This window comes from Pseudomonas pichavaramensis (assembly GCF_050473265.1).
Taxonomy (GTDB): Bacteria; Pseudomonadota; Gammaproteobacteria; order Pseudomonadales; family Pseudomonadaceae; genus Aquipseudomonas.
The window spans coordinates 412769-429144 of the sequence record NZ_JBJKFJ010000002.1; the positions used below are offsets into that span (position 1 = coordinate 412769).

The window sequence follows — 16376 nt, forward strand, 5'->3', positions numbered from 1 at the left end:
TGCAGTGCGGCGATGGCCGCAATTAAGGGTCGGGCCAGCGGGCTCACTCGCTCATCGCCGTGCCGGCTTCGGCAGCTTCGAAGCGTTTGCCCTGGCAGGTCAGCACCAGACGCTCGGCCATCGCCACCACCAGGATCAGCGTGCCGAGCACCATCGGCAGCTGTGGCAACCACATCGGGATCGGCAGCAGACCGGACGACACTTCCTTGAACTCGTAGGACTCCAGCACGAACAGCGCGCAGTACCAGGCCATATAGGCAGCGATACCCAGGCCAACCAGCGAGGCAAGTACGTCGATGACACGCCGGCCACCGGCGGGCAGCAGCCGCAGCATCAGTTCCACACGGATGTGCGCACCGCGCTGCAACGCATAGGGCAAGGCGAGAAAACCGGATGCGGCCATTGCGTAAGCGGCGAACTCATCGGCGGCAGGCACCATGGTGCCCAGTTGACGGGCCACGATCTGCGCCACGACCAGCAGGCAGATCAGGACGAGAAATACACCGGACAACCATCCGGACAGGGTGTAGAGCTTGTGCAGTGGGGTCATGAACAGCGGGCTCCCTGAGCAAGCTGAAAAAGGAAACCCGCCGCCATGCAATGGCGACGGGTGACGACATCAGCGCTGGTAGGCGTCGAGGATCGACTGACCATCAGCACCGGAACGCTTGAGCCACTCCTCGGTCATGGTCTGGCCGATCTGCTCGAAGCCCTTTTCGACTGCAGACGGAGCCTGCTCGGATACCTGCATGCCGTTGTCGGCCAGCGTCTTGACCAGCTCGCCGGTCTTCTCCTGGGCAATAGCCCAGCCACGTTCCTCGGCACGCTTGGCGGCGTCCAGCACTGCGCTCTGGGTCGCTTCCGGCAGACGGGCGAAGGCACGCGCGTTGACGATGACGAAGTTCTTCGGAATGAACGCCTTGACGTCATAGTAGTAGGAGGAGAAATCCCAGGCCTGCGAATCCACGCCCGTGGTCGGCGAGGTGAGCATGCCGTTGATCATGCCGGTGCTGAAGGCCTGCGGAATTTCACCGGTCTGAATCACCGTCGGCACCGCGCCCATCAGCTCGGTCATGCGCGAGGTCGCCGGGTTGTAGGCACGGAATTTCATGCCCTTGAAGTCGTCCATGCTGTCGACCGGCGTTTTGGTAAAGATGCTCTGCGGCGACCAGGGCATGGCATACAGCAACTTGATGCCCTGTTTGGCCAGGCGCTCTTCGACTGCCGGACGGCTGGCAGCCCACAGGGCCTGGGCCTGTTCATAGTTGCGTACCAGAAACGGCACGCTGTCGATTTCGAAAATCGGATCTTCGTTGCCCAGCACCGACATCAGCACGTCACCGACCTGCACCTGGCCAGTCTGCACGGCACGTTTGACCTCGGGGCGCTTGAACAGCACCGAGTTGGCATGCACGCGAATCTGCAGCTCGCCGTTACTGGCCTTCTCCACATCCTGGGCGAACTCCTTGGCCACAGTGGTAATGAAGTTGCCATCGGGATTTTCGGCGGTCATGTTCCAGCGTTCGGCGGCCTGAGCGCTGAAGCCCAGCGCGCAAGCCAGAGCGGTAACAGCGAAACGTGATGCAATGCTCTTCATGGTGCTCTCCTGTTAGTTGTTCTTTGTGCGCCGCAACACGCGGCTGGAAGACGATTTCGAGTCTCAGTGCATCGCCCTACCCTGTCCAACTAGAAAAACCGGAGGCGCATGATCGAAATTCGTTATGGGATGAAAAGGGGCATTTCTGTCGCAAACGCACCAGCAGCGGGCAGCCGAGATCGGGCCCGCAGGCGAAGAAAAATATTCAGGCGCTCTGTTGTTCCGCTACAGGTGCGACACGTGCCATGCAGGCCTCGCCCATTTCCTCGGCATAGACGTCCAGCGCTTCACAGGCCAGGGCGATGATGTCCTCACTGAGCTCCAGGCCCACACCTGTGCGCCAGGTAGCAACCACTGGCAGGGCGGGCGGTTCCGGGACATCGTCGAGAATGGTCAGCACGCCTTGCTTGAGTTCGTCATGCACCAGTGCCGGGGGCAATGCGCCAACGCCGAAACCATCGCGAATCAGGCGAGTCATGGCGGCGATGGAATTGACGCAGTTGATACGCGGTGCGCTGACGCTGCCGGCATGCAACAGATTGAGAATGTCCTGATGCGGTCGCGAGTTCTTCGAGAAGGTGATGATGCGCTCGCGCGCCAACTCCTCGACCGAGGCATAGCTGCGGTGGTACAGCGAACCCGTCGGCACGATCCAGCGTACCGGGAATGCGGCCAGTTCCAGGTTACGCACGCTGTCGCCGTTGACCATGTCGGTCTGGAACACGATATCCAGATAGCCCTTGAGCAACTGCTCGTTGAGATTGCGCGCAGTGTCGGCGGTCAGTTCGATCTCCACCGCCGGGTAGCGCTCCATCACCCGTGTTACGAACGGACTCAGCCAGGTGTGAATGACGGTATCCATCGCACCGACACGGATGCGCCCCTGAATGCTGCCGGTGTCACTGATCGACTGCTTCAGCGCCTGCATCGTGTCGATCATGCGCTCGGCATATTCGAGCACCTTCTGCCCCTCGGGCGTCAGTGAAACCCCTTTGGAGTCGCGTAGAAAAAGACGCGTGCCGAGCTCGTCCTCGAGTGCAGCGATACGACTGGAAATGGACGCCTGGGTGCTGAACAGCTTCTCGGCGGTCAGGCGGAAACTCTTCAGTCGCGCCACCCAAACGAAGGTTTCGAGAAATCTCAGGTTCATGCCACAGCGCCTCTTCGCAATAACGTCATCAGGGGCCGATCGTCAGCGCCCATGCCGCCTTGGGCGTAGCAGGTTGTATGCCAGAGGTTTTTCGCCGGGCGGATGAATTTTCCTATCGCCGGCCCCTGTTTTTTCTCGTTGGACGCAGCCGAACAACGCTTTGAAGAATGGCGCCGCGCTCTGCGCAGACCACAACAACATCATTCAAAACGCGCTCTGCCAAGCAGCCGCTCCCGCCGCTGCGCGCTCCCAACAGGAGACACTGCAACCATGAAACCCCATTACCCACTGGCATCCGCCCTGCTGCTCGGCAGCGGCCTGCCAACCCTGGCGCACGCCGACTTCATCGAAGACAGCAAGGCCAGCGTCGAGATGCGCAATTTCTACTTCAACCGTGACTTTCGTCAGAGCGGCGCCCGCGACAAGGCAGAAGAATGGGCGCAGGGTTTTCTGCTGCGCATGGAATCTGGCTATACCGAGGGCACTGTCGGTTTTGGCGTCGACGCATTGGGGATGCTCGGCCTGAAACTCGACTCCGGTGACGGCACCGCCGGTAGTGGTCTGCTGCCGGCCGATGGCTCCGGCGGCTCGCAGGACGAATATTCCAAGCTCGCCCTGACCGCCAAGGTGAAGGTCTCCAACAGCACCCTGAAAGTCGGCGCGCTGCAGTTCCGCAGCCCGATCGTTTCCGCCAACGATTCGCGCCTGCTGCCGCAGACCTTCCAGGGCGCACTGCTGAATGTCCAGGAGATCGACAACCTGACCCTGCAAGGCGGCAAGATCAACCGCATCAAGGCCAACAGCTCCAGCGATTACACCGAGATGACTGGCAACCGCATCGGCGGCAGCAGCGACTCCTTCGTGTTCGGCGGCGGCGAATACAAGATCACCCCGCAGCTCACCGCCGGCCTGCATTACGGCACACTCGAGGATATCTATCAGCAGTACTACGGCACGCTGGTGCATGTGCTGCCGCTGGGTGACGGGCAGTCTTTCAAGACCGACCTGCGTTACTCGCAAAGCCGTGAGGACGGCAACTTCCGCGACCTCGACAACAAGGCTTTCGGCGCCATGTTCACCTACAGCCTGGGCGGGCACGCCTTCGGCGCCGGCTACCAGCGCATGAGCGGTGACGATCCGTTCCCGTACATCGCCAGCAGCGATCCGTTCCTGGTCAACTTCGTACAGATCAACGACTTCGCCAACGTCGAGGAACGTTCCTGGCAGGTGCGCTACGACTACAACTTCGCCAGCATCGGTATTCCCGGCCTGACCTTCATGACCCGCTACATCTCCGGCGACAACGTCGAAGTCGCCGGGCGCAGCGCCGAAGGCAAAGAGTGGGAACGCAACATGGATATCGCCTACGTGGTGCAGAACGGCCCGCTGAAGAACCTTGGCCTGAAATGGCGTAACGCGACCGTGCGCTCCAACTTCGGCAATGATCTCGACGAGAATCGCCTGATTCTCAGCTACACCCTGCCGCTCTGGTAAGTCGCGACCAGATAACGGGGCTCCTGGGCCCAATGCCGGTCAGTTAAGCCTCAATGCAGCGAACCTTGTAGGAGCGGCGCCCCGCCGCGAACCGCGTACGACGCAGACTCGAAGCGCTTCGCCCCGGGGCGGGGCTCCTACGCAAAGCGGTTTGGCGAGCCTTATCTGATCAGCATTACCCCTGGACCCCCGTTTTCGTTTCTCGGACGACAGGAAGGCCATAGACTTTCAATCAAGTTGTATGACAACTTGCCGATTCCTGAGAATCATCCTGAAGAAGATGGCGAGGCGTTACGTGACTTTCAAACTGTCTTGGCAACAAAAATTCCGCGCGCTTATCGCGCTCACCCTGATCAGCCTGAGCCTGATGGCAGCCGCTTCGCTATGGGCCAGCCACCGCCTCAGCGACGCTCTGCAAGCCAGGGAGCAGGCCGCTGCCTACGCAAGCGCCAGCACCGAGCTGATGAACCACTGGTGGCAGCAGAACGCACTGCGCCAGCAACTCACACCCGAGCAGCAGGCGGCGTTCACCGCTGGCCTGGAAGATTTACGAGACCTTGTCAGACAACTGCTGACTCAAGCCCAGTCCCTGGAAGACGCAGCCACGCTGCAAGATGCCCAACAGATCGAAGCCGTGCTACTGGATGAGCTTGCTCAGCAGAGTCAGTGGCTGAACCTCAATCAGGCACTCGGGCTCACGCCGTTCGATGGTCAGCGCAAGGCCCTGAGTGAAAAAGGCAAGGCGCTGGAGGCCATCAGCTTCGATCTGATCAAGCCCTTCATCAGCGGCGCGCTGAGCAGCCAGCGCGATTACCTGTCGACCTTCGACCCGGCCTTTGCCCAGATCGCAATGACCGCGATTGGCAAGCTGCAGGAACAGATCGCCGACCTCGACTGGCAGGACACACCGATTGGCAAGAACGTGCAGGGCTACGCCCAGGCCTTTGCCGATGCGCATGCCAACATCGAACAGATCAATGCAACCAACCAGCGCCTGCGCCAGCTTGGTGAACAGTTGCAGGCGCGCATCGCTGAGCAAGCGCAAGCGCTGCAGGACGGGCTGTTGCTGCGTCGTTCGCAGGAGGCCGAACAGGCGCGTCTGTCGGCATTGTGGATGATGGGGCTGAGCTTTCTCGCTGTCGCCGCCCTGCTCTGCTTCACCCTGCTGCAGGCTTCGCGCACCCTGGTGAGTCGCCTGCGTAACGTCATCCAGTTGCTCAGCCAGGTCGCGTCCGGCGACCTCACCGGCAAGCTCACGGTCGGCAGCAACCCGCACGACGAGTTCAATCAGTTGGCCGACGCCGCCAACCGCATGATTCAGGGCATTGGCGGCATCGTCGCGCAGGTGGTGCGCGCCAATGGCGAGCTGAGTCGTCTGCATCATCACCTGGGCGATGCCATGCGCCAGCTGGGTGACAACAGCAGCCAGGTGGAGATGCAGACCGAGCAGGCCGCCTCGGCCTCGCACCAGATCAGCGCCACCCTCAACGACATGGCGCAGCGCACGGCAGAAGTCGGCAGCGCCACCACCAGCGCCTACGACGCCGCACGCAATGGCGGTGAAGTGATTGCCGCCAGCGTCAACAGCATGAGCCGCCTAGCGCAACTGATTCAGGATACTCACAGCCAGGTCGATGCACTGGGTCAGAGCAGTGCCCGGGTCAACGGCATCGTCGATGTGATCAACAGCCTGGCCGACCAAACCAACCTGCTCGCCCTCAATGCGGCCATCGAGGCGGCGCGGGCTGGGGATGCCGGGCGCGGCTTCTCGGTGGTGGCCGATGAAGTGCGTTCACTGGCACAGAAGACCGTCGCTGCGACCACCGACATCAGCGCCATCGTCGGTGAGTTCCAGCAGCAAACCCGGCACATGCATGAGCTGATGAGCAACGGCCTGTCCCTCGCTGCCGACAGCGAACGGCATGCGGCTCAGGTGGCCGACGCCATCACCTCGATCACCTCGGCGATGGAGCGTCTGACCGGTGAGATGAATCAGGTGGTGGTCGCCATCGAGGAAGTCTCCACCACCACCGAGGACATTGCCGACAAGATGGAAACCATCAATGTGCACACTGGGCAGAGCAAGGACCTGCGCCATACCCTGGGCGGTCACACCGAAGGGTTGTCATCCCAGGTCGATGCGCTGGGTCGCAGTGCCAGCCAGTTCCGCCTGGCGTGACCTGTACAGGCGCCAGCTCGGCATGAGACTGGCGCCTGCCCTGAAGCTACCGCCCTTCGAGGTAGTCGAGAATGATTTGTGCGCAAGGAGCGTTCACCCGACTCACTGTCGAGCCGGGCGAGGCACAATGTCCAACGGGAAAAACCGGCGGCTGGCGATCGAAAAATCCAATCTCTGCCACCATCAGCTTTTCCTATCTCCTGCGGATGTTTTTATTAGTTGGACGCCATCTGACGCCGCCGGAAAAATGAAACCATCTGCCAGAACAGCTCAACGCTGTCGGAACCGACAAGCCACGATTAGGATGCTCCCTTGAACAGCCTGCTTCTGAACTGCGACATCGGCGAAAGCTTCGGCGCCTGGACCATGGGCCTGGACGCCGAGGTCATGCCCTATATCGACTGCGCCAACATCGCCTGCGGCTTCCACGCCTCCGACCCCAGCGTGATGCGCAAGACCGTGGCGCTGGCCGTGGCGCATGACGTGCGCATCGGGGCGCACACCGCCTATCAGGACCTGGTCGGCTTCGGCCGCCGCTCGATGGACTGCACAGCGCAAGAGGTCGAAGACCTGATGCTTTATCAGATCGGTGCGCTGGAGGGCATTTGCCGCAGTCAGGGCAGCCGCGTCAGTTACGTCAAACCGCATGGCGCGCTGTACCAGGACATGATGCGTAAACCCGCGACCCTGCGCGCGGTGATGAGCGCCGTGGCCAAGTACGATCGCCAGTTGCCACTGATGCTGATGTGCACCCGCGACAACAGCCAGGCCCAGGCACTGGGTGACGAGTTCGGCCTGACCCTGTGGTTCGAGGCGTTCGCCGACCGCGCCTATGACGCCGCGGGCTATCTGGTCAGCCGCAGCCAGCCGGGCGCAGTCCACCATGACAGCGAAGTGATCGTCGGCCAGGCAGTCACCCTGGCACGCGGCGAGGCCCTGCAAGCCAGTGATGGCAGCGCGCTGCAGCTGGCAGCGCAGACTCTGTGCGTGCACGGTGACAATGCCGGTTCGGTCGCGGCGGTCAAGCGTATCCGTCAGGCCTTCGACCATCTGGCCCAGGCATGAAAGCGCCTAATCCGCGGCTGGAAGTCGCCGGCATCGACAGCCTGATCCTGCGCCTGTTCGACCATATCGACGAAGGCAACATGCCCTGGATGCTGGCTGCCCGTACGCGCCTGCAGGACGTATTCGGTAGCGCCTTGCTCGACCTGGTGCCCTCCTACACTACGCTGCTGCTGCACTATGACCTGAGCCAGCTCGACAGCGCCCAGGCGCGGGCCAAGGTGGCCCAGGCACTGGAGGGTTTGCAGCCTGCCGACGTGCTAGGTGGCCGCGAGCATCAATTACCCACCTGGTACGACCGCAGCGTCGGCCCGGAACTGCCGCTGCTGGCGCGCCGCAGCGGCCTCAGCGAAGCCGAAGTGATCGCGCGTCACAGCGGCCATGCCTATCAGGTATTCGCCCTGGGTTTCGCGCCAGGTTTCGCCTTCATGGGCCTGGTCGAGGAAATCCTCGCCACGCCGCGCCTGAGCACGCCACGCCAGCGCATCGCCGCCGGCAGCGTCGGCATCGCCGAGCGGCAGACCGCTGCCTACCCGGTAGTCTCACCTGGCGGCTGGAACCTGATTGGGCGTACACCGACCCGCCTGTTCGGCCGCGACATCGATGGCTACAGCTTGCTGCAACCTGGCGACCGGGTACGTTTCGTGGCCATCGATCGCGCCGAGTTCATTCGCCTGGGCGGCGATGACAGCCCCCTGGAGGCCAACTCATGAGTGCTCGCAACGTTGGCCTGCGAGCACTTCGCAGCAGCCCTTTCGTGCAGCTGCAGGATGACGGCCGCTTCGGTGTACGTCACCTTGGCGTGACTCAGAGCGGCGCGCTGGACTGGATCGCCCATCGCTGGGCCAACTGGCTGTTGGGCAACCCACTCAGCGCTGCGGTGCTGGAAATCACCCTGGGCAACGCCGAGTTCGAGTGCATGCGCGACGCCACCCTGGCGCTGGCCGGCGCCGACCTCGGTGCCCGCCTCGATGAGCAGGCTCTGACGCCCTGGCGCAGCTTCACCGTGCGGGCCGGACAACGACTCAGCTTCGCCATGCCCAGACAGGGCGCACGGGCCTACCTAGCCGCCCCTGGCGGATTCAATGCAGCGCAGGTCCTCGGCAGTTGCGCGAGCATGCTGCGCGAAGGTCTCGGCGGCCTGCATGGCGATGGCCGCGCCATCGCCGCAGGGGATGCACTGGCCTGGGACGGAACAGCGGATGCATCGCGGCAGATGCCGGCCGACTGCATTCCCGACTACCAGCAAGCAGCCAGGCTGCAGGTAGTGCTCGGCGCGCAGATTGGAGATTTCCGCGGCCAGAGCCTGTTCGACGCGTTCAACAGCGAGTGGCTGATCGATCAGCGCGCCGACCGCATGGGCATCCGCCTCAACGGTCCGCAGTTGCAGTGCCAGCGTGCTTCGATGATCTCCGAGGGCATTCCGCTGGGCGCCGTACAGGTGCCGCCGGATGGCCAGCCGATCATCCTGCTCAACGATCGCCAGACCATCGGCGGCTATCCGCGCCTGGGCGCGCTGACACCGCAGGCCGTGGCGCGCCTGGCGCAATGCCTGCCCGGCCAGACGGTTCAGCTGACGCCCACCACCCAGGACAGCGCGCAACAGAGGCAGCGTCAGCTGCTGGCGCAGTGGCAGTGACAGCGAACGGCAGGAAAATCCGCCACAACCTGTGATGGATTGCCCTGCCCCTTGGCGATGCTCCACTCATTTCTGTCGCCAGGCGATTCATGACAGCCGCCATGCATGGCGGCTGAAGGGGCAAATGCATTAAAGTCGGCGCTCTGCACGCGAGGTCGTAGTGAGCCTTGCCCATCCGCCAGAAGAGCCCGACGATGGAACACCGTGAAGCGCTGCTCGCATTACGTCAATTTCTCTCCACCCAGATTCTCGGCCAGGAAAAGCTCATCGAGCGCCTGCTGATCGCCCTGCTCGCCGATGGCCATCTGCTGGTCGAAGGTGCTCCCGGCCTGGCCAAAACCAAGGCGATCAAGGAACTGGCCGAAGGCATGGAAGGCGAGTTTCACCGCATCCAGTTCACCCCCGACCTGCTCCCGGCCGACATCACCGGCACCGAGATCTACCGCCCGGAGACCGGCAGCTTCGTGTTCCAGCAGGGGCCGATCTTCCACAACCTGGTGCTGGCCGACGAGATCAACCGCGCGCCGGCCAAGGTGCAGTCGGCGCTGCTCGAAGCCATGGCCGAGCGCCAGGTTTCGGTGGGCCGCAGCACCTATGATCTGTCGCCGCTGTTTCTGGTCATGGCCACGCAGAACCCCATCGAGCAGGAAGGCACCTATCCACTGCCTGAAGCGCAGCTCGACCGTTTCCTGATGCACGTGAAGATCGGCTTTCCCGACGCGGCGGTGGAACGCAAGATCCTCGCCCAGGCCCGCGGCGATGCACTCAACGGCGAGTCCAAGCCGGAGCATCGGGTCAGCCAGCAGGCGATCTTCGCGGCGCGCAAGGAAATCCTCGGCCTGTACATGGCCGATGCCGTGGAGGAGTACCTGGTGCAACTGGTGATGGCCAGCCGCACCCCGGCCAAGTTCGACGCCGAACTGGCCGACTGGATCGCCTACGGCGCCAGCCCGCGCGGCTCCATCGCCCTGGACCGCTGCGCACGTGCCCATGCCTGGCTGGCCGGGCGCGACTTCGTCAGCCCGGAAGATATCCAGGCGGTGCTGTTCGACGTGCTGCGCCACCGCATCATCCTGTCGTTCGAAGCCGAGGCCTCGGGCGTCGACCAGGACCGCGTGATCCAGCGCATCCTCGACGTGGTGGCGGTGGCCTGAATGCAACCGCGCGACCTGCGCTTGCCTTGCGTAACCCGGATGCAATCCGGGACCGCACGCACGCCTTTCCCGGATTGCATCCGGGCTACGGACTGAAGCATGTCCAGCCCCCCACTGGCAGCCGGCGTCCAGGTCGACCTCGGCGAGCTGATCGAGATGCGCCACAAGGTGCATGAAGTGCCGCTGTTCTCCACCCCAGCCCGACGTAGCCCGCTCACCGGGCTGCATCATTCACGCCTGCGCGGACGCGGTGTGGATTTCGATCAGGTGCGCGTCTACCAGCCCGGCGACGACGTGCGCACCATCGACTGGCGCGTCACCGCGCGCACCCAGGAGCCGCACACCAAACTGTTCCACGAAGAGCGCGAACGGCCGATCTTCATCATTACCGAGCAGAGCCAGCGCCTGTTCTTCGGCTCCGGGCAATGCTTCAAATCGGTTCTCGCCGCTCGCGCGGCCGCCTTGATCGGCTGGGCAGCGCTCAGCCACAACGACCGCATCGGCGGCCTGGTCTTCGCCGACAACGAACATCACGAAGTCAAACCCCGGCGCAGCAAACAGAGCCTGCTGCAATTGCTCAACCTGCTGGCGCGCGCCAACCAGGCCCTGACACCAGAGAGTCAGGCCAACCTCTCACGCGACAATTTCGGCCTGGCGCTGCGCCGCGCCCGTGAAGTGCTGCGTCCCGGCAGCCTGGTCATCGTGCTGTGCGACGAACGCGCCCTGAGCGATAACGCCGAGCAGCAACTGAGCCTGCTCGCGCGGCATACCGACCTGCTGCTGCTGCCGGTTGCCGACCCGCTCGACCACGCGCTGCCTGCCGCCGGCCTGCTGCGCTTCATCCAGAGCGGCGCACAACTGGAGCTCGACAGCCACAACGGCGATCTGCGCCAGGCCTACCGTAGCCAGGCCCAGGCGCGTGAAGCACGCTGGCAACGCCTGGCGCAAAAACTTGGCGTGCCGCTGCTGCCGCTGAACACGCAGTTCGAGCTGATCGAGCAACTGCAGGAGCAGCTCAGCGCATTGCACCCGAGAAAGCCCCTATGAACCCCATCGACCAGTTGCAGCCATTGATCGAGCCGGCGCCTGTCGCCTGGTGGCCACCTGCGCCAGGTTGGTGGCTGCTGGCAGTCTTGCTGCCGCTACTGATCTGGGGGCTATGGCAGCTTGTTCAGCGCTGGCGCAAACGTCCGCGTAAGGCTGCGACCGAAAGCGAGCTGGACCCACTGCGCCAGGCAGCGCTGGATGAGCTGGCGCAACTGAGCAAACCCTACGACGAAGCACCGGCCGGCCCCTGGCTGCAACAGCTCAACGCGTTGCTCAAGCGCCTGTGCCGCGAGCGCTACCCCGACAGCGGCAGTCATGTGCTGAGCAGCCGCGCCTGGCTGGCGTTTCTCGACAATCGCTGCCCGGCGGCCGGGCTGACGCGCTGGATGATTCTGGTCGAAGGCACCTACAAGCCGCAGTGCACACTGAGCGACAAAGCCATTACCGAGCTCGACCAGGCCATTGCCGTGTGGATTCGCAAGCATGTTTGAGTTCGCCTGGCCCTGGATCTTTCTGCTCGCACCGCTGCCGTGGCTGCTGCGCCTGCTGTTGCCGCCTGCCGACAGCGGCGACGCGGCGCTGCGCGTCAGCTTCCTCGACGAACTGCAAACCTTGAGTGGCCGCCGGGCTCGCGCGGCCCTGCCCAGTTGGCGCCAGCAAGCCCCGCTGGTGCTGCTCTGGTGCCTGCTGCTGTGCGCGGCGGCGCGCCCACAGTGGGTGGGCGAGCCATTGCCGTTGCCGGCCAGCGGCCGCGACCTGCTGCTGGCCGTGGACGTTTCCGGCTCGATGGATTACGCCGACATGCAATGGGACGACGAGCCGATCAGTCGCCTGGAACTGGTCAAACGCCTGCTCGGCGACTTCATCGATGGTCGCCGCGGTGATCGTGTCGGCCTGATCCTGTTCGGCAGCCAGGCCTATCTGCAGGCCCCTCTGACCTTCGACCGGCCCACCGTGCGCACCTGGCTGGAAGAGGCGCTGATCGGTATCGCCGGCAAGAACACCGCAATTGGCGACGCCATCGGCCTGGCGGTCAAGCGCCTGCGCCAGCGTCCGGCGCAAAGCCGCGTGCTGGTGCTGATCACCGACGGTGCCAACAATGGCGGCAGCATCGAGCCGATGCTGGCCGCGCAACTGGCCGCTGACGAGGGTGTGCGTATCTATGCCATCGGCATCGGCGCGGACCCGCAGCAGGACGGGCTGGCCGGCGCGCTCGGTTTTTCCAGCGGCCTGGATCTGGACGAGCCAACCCTGCGTGCGATTGTCGATGCCACCGGCGGCGAATACTTCCGCGCACGCAACCAGGCCGAACTGCAGCAGATCGAGCGCAGCCTCGACCGCCTGGAGCCCGTGGCCCAGCAACCGACCCTGGCCCGCCCTGCCCTGGCGCTGTATGCCTGGCCACTGGCGCTGGCGCTTCTCGGTTCGCTGCTGTTGGTCGTGCGTACACTGTGGCCTGATCTGCTGCGGAGGCGCGCATGATGTCGCTGTGGCCTGAATGGCTGCGCCCGTTGTGGCTGCTGCCGTTACCCCTGCTGACCTGGCTGCTGTGGCGTCTGTGGCACCGCGAGCGCGCCAGCGGCCGCTGGCAACAATTGCTGCCCACTGCCTTTCATCAGGTACTGCTCAAAGGTGGCAATGGCCGCTCCAGCAGGCTGCCCTGGATAACCCTCGGCCTGGCCTGGCTGCTTGCCATCGCGGCACTGCTGGGGCCCAGTTGGCAGCGTGTCGAGCTGAACAACCAGAAGCCGGCCGACCCGCTGCTGGTGTTGCTGGAGCTGACACCGCAGATGCTCGCCAGCGATGCTCAGCCCAATCGCCTGGAACAGGCCAGGCGCAAGCTGCTCGACCTGCTCGAGGCCCGCCGCGATGCGCAGACCGCCATCATCGTCTACGCCGGCAGTGCCCACAGCCTGGTGCCGCTGTCGGATGATCTGGCCACCAGCCGCAACCTGCTCGAAGCACTCAAACCATCGCTGATGCCAGAGCCTGGGCGCCGCGCCGATCTGGCCGTGGCGCGCGCCCTGCAGATGCTCGACCAGGCGCAATTGGGCCAGGGTCGCATTCTGCTGATCGGCAGCGCCTTGGACGAGCAGGAGCGCAATGGCATCCAGCAGGCACTGGAGAAGCGTACGGTGCCACTGCTGGTGCTCGGCGTCGGCAGCCGCGAAGGCGCGCCGGTGGTGCAGGAAGACGGCAGTTTTCTCAAGGACCAGCGCGGCGCCATCCTGATTCCGCGCCTGGATGCACGCAGCCTGCGCGAGACCGCCGAGAGTAACGGTGGCCGCTATGCGCCGATGCGCGTGGACGACGAAGACTTGCGACGCCTCGGCCTCTTCGACGCCCCCCAGGCGCTGCGTGCGGCGCAAGAGCCGACGCAACTCGACAGTCATGTCGATCAGGGTTACTGGCTGCTGCTGCCGCTGTTGTTGCTCGCGGCCTGTGCCGGGCGCCGCGGCTGGCTGTTCTGTCTGCCGCTGCTGCTCATGCTGCCGCCACAAAGCAGCCACGCCTTCGAGTTGGACGACCTGTGGCTGCGCCCCGACCAGCAGGGCCAACGCCTGCTGCAGGCGCAGCGTCCGGAAGAAGCGGCAAAGCGCTTCGTCGACCCGCAATGGCAAGGCAACGCGCTGTATCAGGCTGAAGACTATGCTGCAGCAGCCGAACGCTTCGCCCGGGGCGACACGGCCGCCGATCACTACAACCGGGGCAACGCCCTGGCCAAGTCAGGAGAACTGGAAGCGGCACTGGACGCCTATGAACAGGCGCTGGAACGGCAACCGGATCTGGCCGTGGCCCAGCAGAACAAGGCGCTGGTGGAAGAAGCGCTGCGCCAACGTCAGGATCAGCAACAGGCGGACGGCGACTCATCCTCGCAGCAGCAGGATAGCCCGTCAGGCGAAACGGGCGAGCCGAACGAGGCAGCCAATGGCCAGCCCGATGACGGCCAGCCTGCGCAGCCCGCTCAGGCTGGCAGCAGCGATGATACAGACGCCAACGGCGACGCCGAGAATGCGGGCGCAAGCACGACCGAGCAAAATTCGGACACGCCAGCGGAACCGGCCGAGCCTGGTGAACAGTCCACGACGCAGGGCGATCTGGGTAACGCCGCAGAGCGTCGTCAGGCGATGGAGCAATGGCTGCGGCAGATTCCGGACGATCCGGCCGAACTGCTGCGGCGCAAATTCTGGTACGAACAGCAACAGCGTCAGGACTCAAGCCAATGAAGCGTTTCATCCTTCTGCTTCTTCTACTGGTAACGGGCCAGGCCTGCGCCGATGCCTTCTTCGCCAGCGTCGACCGCACTCGCCTGAGTGAAGGCGAGACTGTCGTGTTGACACTCGAGTCCACCGACCCGACCCGCTTCGGCCGCCCGGATTTCAGCCCCCTGGACGAGAACTTCGAAGTGCTCGGCAGCCGCCAGGTCAACCGTCTGAGCAGCATCGGCGACACGCCGCGCGCCAGCACCCGCTGGATCCTGACCCTGCAACCCCGGCATAACGGCGAAGTGGTGATCCCGCCTATCCGCCTGGAAGACGCCGAAACCCTGCCCATCACCCTGACCGTCGACGCGGTGAGCAATGCGGCCGGCAGCAGCAAACTGGCACCGGTGTACATCGACGCCAGCCTCGATCAGGACAGTGTCTATGTGCAGGCGCAGACCGTGCTGACGCTGCGTATCTATCACTCGGTGTCCATGTACGACGACAGCAGCCTGACGCCGCTGCAGATGCAGGATGCGCGCGTGGAGCAACTGGGCGAACCTCGCACCTACGAAAAGCGCATCGGCGGCGTGCGCCATGGGGTGATCGAACTGCAGTACGCCATCTACCCGCAACGCAGCGGCGAGCTGGTCATTCCGGGGCAGACCTTCAGCGCCACCCTGGTCGACCGCTCGCGCAACGACAACTTCCTGCCCTTCGGCCAACGCTCTGGCAAGGTTTCTCGGGTCAAGTCGCCGGACATCCCCCTGCAGGTCAAGCCCAAGCCGGCCGACTATCCGGCCGATGCAGCCTGGCTACCCGCCAGGGCATTGGGCCTGGCGGAAACCTGGAGCCCGCAGCCGGAGCAAAGCCAGGTCGGCGACTCGCTGACGCGCCGCCTGATCCTCAAGGTCGACGGTCTTTCCAGCGCCCAGCTGCCGCCGCTGCCGGCCACTCAGGTCGAGGGTCTGCGGCGTTACCCGGACCAGCCGCAGTTGAGCGACGAGAAGAGCGAAAACGGCGTGATCGGCACGCGCGAAGAGCGTGAGGCGCTGGTGCCGAACCGCAGCGGCGACTTCGACATCCCGCCGTTGGAAGTGGTGTGGTGGAACACCCAGAGCGACAGTCTGGAGCGCACCACGCTGCCCGCCCGCGCCCTGCAGGTCGCGGAAAACCCGCAGTTGCAAAGCGAAGAACCGCCTGTAGCGCCCCTCCCCGCGGTGCAGACATTTGAAGCGCCGGAGCTGTGGCCCTGGCAGCTGGCCTGCGCCCTGCTGAGCCTGAGCACCCTGCTCGGCTTCGCCCTGTGGTGGCACGCCCGGCGCCAGCCCGCCATTCAGCGAGCGGCACAAACGGGCCCCAGCCCACGCACCCTGCTCGACGATCTCAAGCGCGCCTGTCAGGCCGGCGACGCCCAGGCGACCCGCCATGCACTCGACGCCTGGGCACGGCAGCAGCCGGAAACCCTGGCCGACATGGCGGCACGCTACGTGCCGCTGTCCGATGCGCTCGACGGTCTCAACGGCGCGCTGTACAGCGAGACAGGTCAGCAGTGGCAAGGTGAGGAATTGTGGAAAGCGATTCGCAACCTGCCAGCAGTACAGGAACCAAGCGCAGCGCCACAGGACAACAGCGCACTGCCGCCGCTGTATCCGCGCTAGCGCTGCTACGGTCAAATGATCGCGGGCGTCGAAGCGAACCCCAAACAGCACTTTCGGATCACGGCGACAACGCCAACGTGCCAGGCGCCTACGGATTGCAGTCGACGCACAGAACTGTAGGAGCCGGCTTGCCGGCGATACACCCCGGATCGCCAGCAAGCTGGCTCCTACAAAGCGCACATCGGAAGCA

Annotated in this window: 14 protein-coding genes; 11 read left to right on the forward strand and 3 right to left on the reverse strand. The window is 64.2% G+C overall.

The window, feature by feature from the left end; genetic code table 11:
• Positions 1-43: 43 nt before the first annotated feature.
• From ACJRW5_RS05450 to ACJRW5_RS05460, 3 genes are all read right to left on the reverse strand, one after another.
• Positions 44-550 (reverse strand): TRAP transporter small permease, encoded by a 507-nt coding sequence (locus ACJRW5_RS05450; protein ID WP_484569512.1) that lies wholly within the window; start codon positions 548-550, stop codon positions 44-46.
• Between the two features lie 69 nt (positions 551-619).
• A complete protein-coding gene (locus ACJRW5_RS05455; RefSeq protein WP_484569513.1) occupies positions 620-1597 on the reverse strand; it encodes a TRAP transporter substrate-binding protein in 978 nt (325 codons plus the stop codon).
• Between the two features lie 205 nt (positions 1598-1802).
• On the reverse strand, positions 1803-2747 hold the full coding sequence (locus ACJRW5_RS05460) for a LysR family transcriptional regulator (RefSeq protein WP_484569514.1): 945 nt from the start codon (positions 2745-2747) through the stop codon (positions 1803-1805).
• 270 nt (positions 2748-3017) lie between these two features.
• On the opposite strand from ACJRW5_RS05460, the gene ACJRW5_RS05465 reads away from it, so the two are divergent.
• The 11 genes from ACJRW5_RS05465 to ACJRW5_RS05515 all read left to right on the forward strand — a co-directional run bounded on the left by ACJRW5_RS05465 (position 3018) and on the right by ACJRW5_RS05515 (position 16186).
• A complete protein-coding gene (locus ACJRW5_RS05465; RefSeq protein ID WP_484569515.1) occupies positions 3018-4241 on the forward strand; it encodes an OprD family porin in 1224 nt (407 codons plus the stop codon).
• A 295-nt stretch (positions 4242-4536) separates the two neighbouring features.
• Positions 4537-6420, forward strand: coding sequence for a methyl-accepting chemotaxis protein (locus ACJRW5_RS05470; RefSeq protein ID WP_484569516.1), 1884 nt, complete (start codon positions 4537-4539; stop codon positions 6418-6420).
• Positions 6421-6732: 312 nt separating this feature from the next.
• Positions 6733-7485 (forward strand): 5-oxoprolinase subunit PxpA, encoded by a 753-nt coding sequence (locus tag ACJRW5_RS05475; RefSeq protein ID WP_484569517.1) that lies wholly within the window; start codon positions 6733-6735, stop codon positions 7483-7485.
• Positions 7482-8195 carry a 5-oxoprolinase subunit B family protein gene (locus ACJRW5_RS05480; RefSeq protein WP_484569518.1) on the forward strand — a complete coding sequence of 238 codons (714 nt, stop codon included), beginning with the start codon at positions 7482-7484 and terminating at the stop codon, positions 8193-8195. Before ACJRW5_RS05475 ends, ACJRW5_RS05480 begins: the two co-directional genes overlap by 4 nt.
• On the forward strand, positions 8192-9121 hold the full coding sequence (locus tag ACJRW5_RS05485; protein ID WP_484569519.1) for a 5-oxoprolinase subunit C family protein: 930 nt from the start codon (positions 8192-8194) through the stop codon (positions 9119-9121). The genes ACJRW5_RS05480 and ACJRW5_RS05485 overlap by 4 nt, the downstream gene beginning before the upstream one ends.
• Positions 9122-9315: 194 nt before the next feature.
• A complete protein-coding gene (locus tag ACJRW5_RS05490) occupies positions 9316-10275 on the forward strand; it encodes an AAA family ATPase (RefSeq protein WP_484569520.1) in 960 nt (319 codons plus the stop codon).
• A 99-nt stretch (positions 10276-10374) separates the two neighbouring features.
• Positions 10375-11322, forward strand: coding sequence for a DUF58 domain-containing protein (locus ACJRW5_RS05495; RefSeq protein WP_484569521.1), 948 nt, complete (start codon positions 10375-10377; stop codon positions 11320-11322).
• A complete protein-coding gene (locus ACJRW5_RS05500; protein ID WP_484569522.1) occupies positions 11319-11813 on the forward strand; it encodes a DUF4381 domain-containing protein in 495 nt (164 codons plus the stop codon). The genes ACJRW5_RS05495 and ACJRW5_RS05500 overlap by 4 nt, the downstream gene beginning before the upstream one ends.
• A complete protein-coding gene (locus ACJRW5_RS05505; RefSeq protein ID WP_484569523.1) occupies positions 11806-12804 on the forward strand; it encodes a vWA domain-containing protein in 999 nt (332 codons plus the stop codon). The genes ACJRW5_RS05500 and ACJRW5_RS05505 overlap by 8 nt, the downstream gene beginning before the upstream one ends.
• Positions 12801-14549, forward strand: a complete 1749-nt coding sequence (locus ACJRW5_RS05510) for a VWA domain-containing protein (protein WP_484569524.1) — start codon at positions 12801-12803, stop codon at positions 14547-14549. Before ACJRW5_RS05505 ends, ACJRW5_RS05510 begins: the two co-directional genes overlap by 4 nt.
• Entirely contained in the window at positions 14546-16186 is a 1641-nt protein-coding gene (locus ACJRW5_RS05515) for a BatD family protein (RefSeq protein WP_484569525.1), read from the forward strand. Before ACJRW5_RS05510 ends, ACJRW5_RS05515 begins: the two co-directional genes overlap by 4 nt.
• Positions 16187-16376 lie beyond the last annotated feature (190 nt).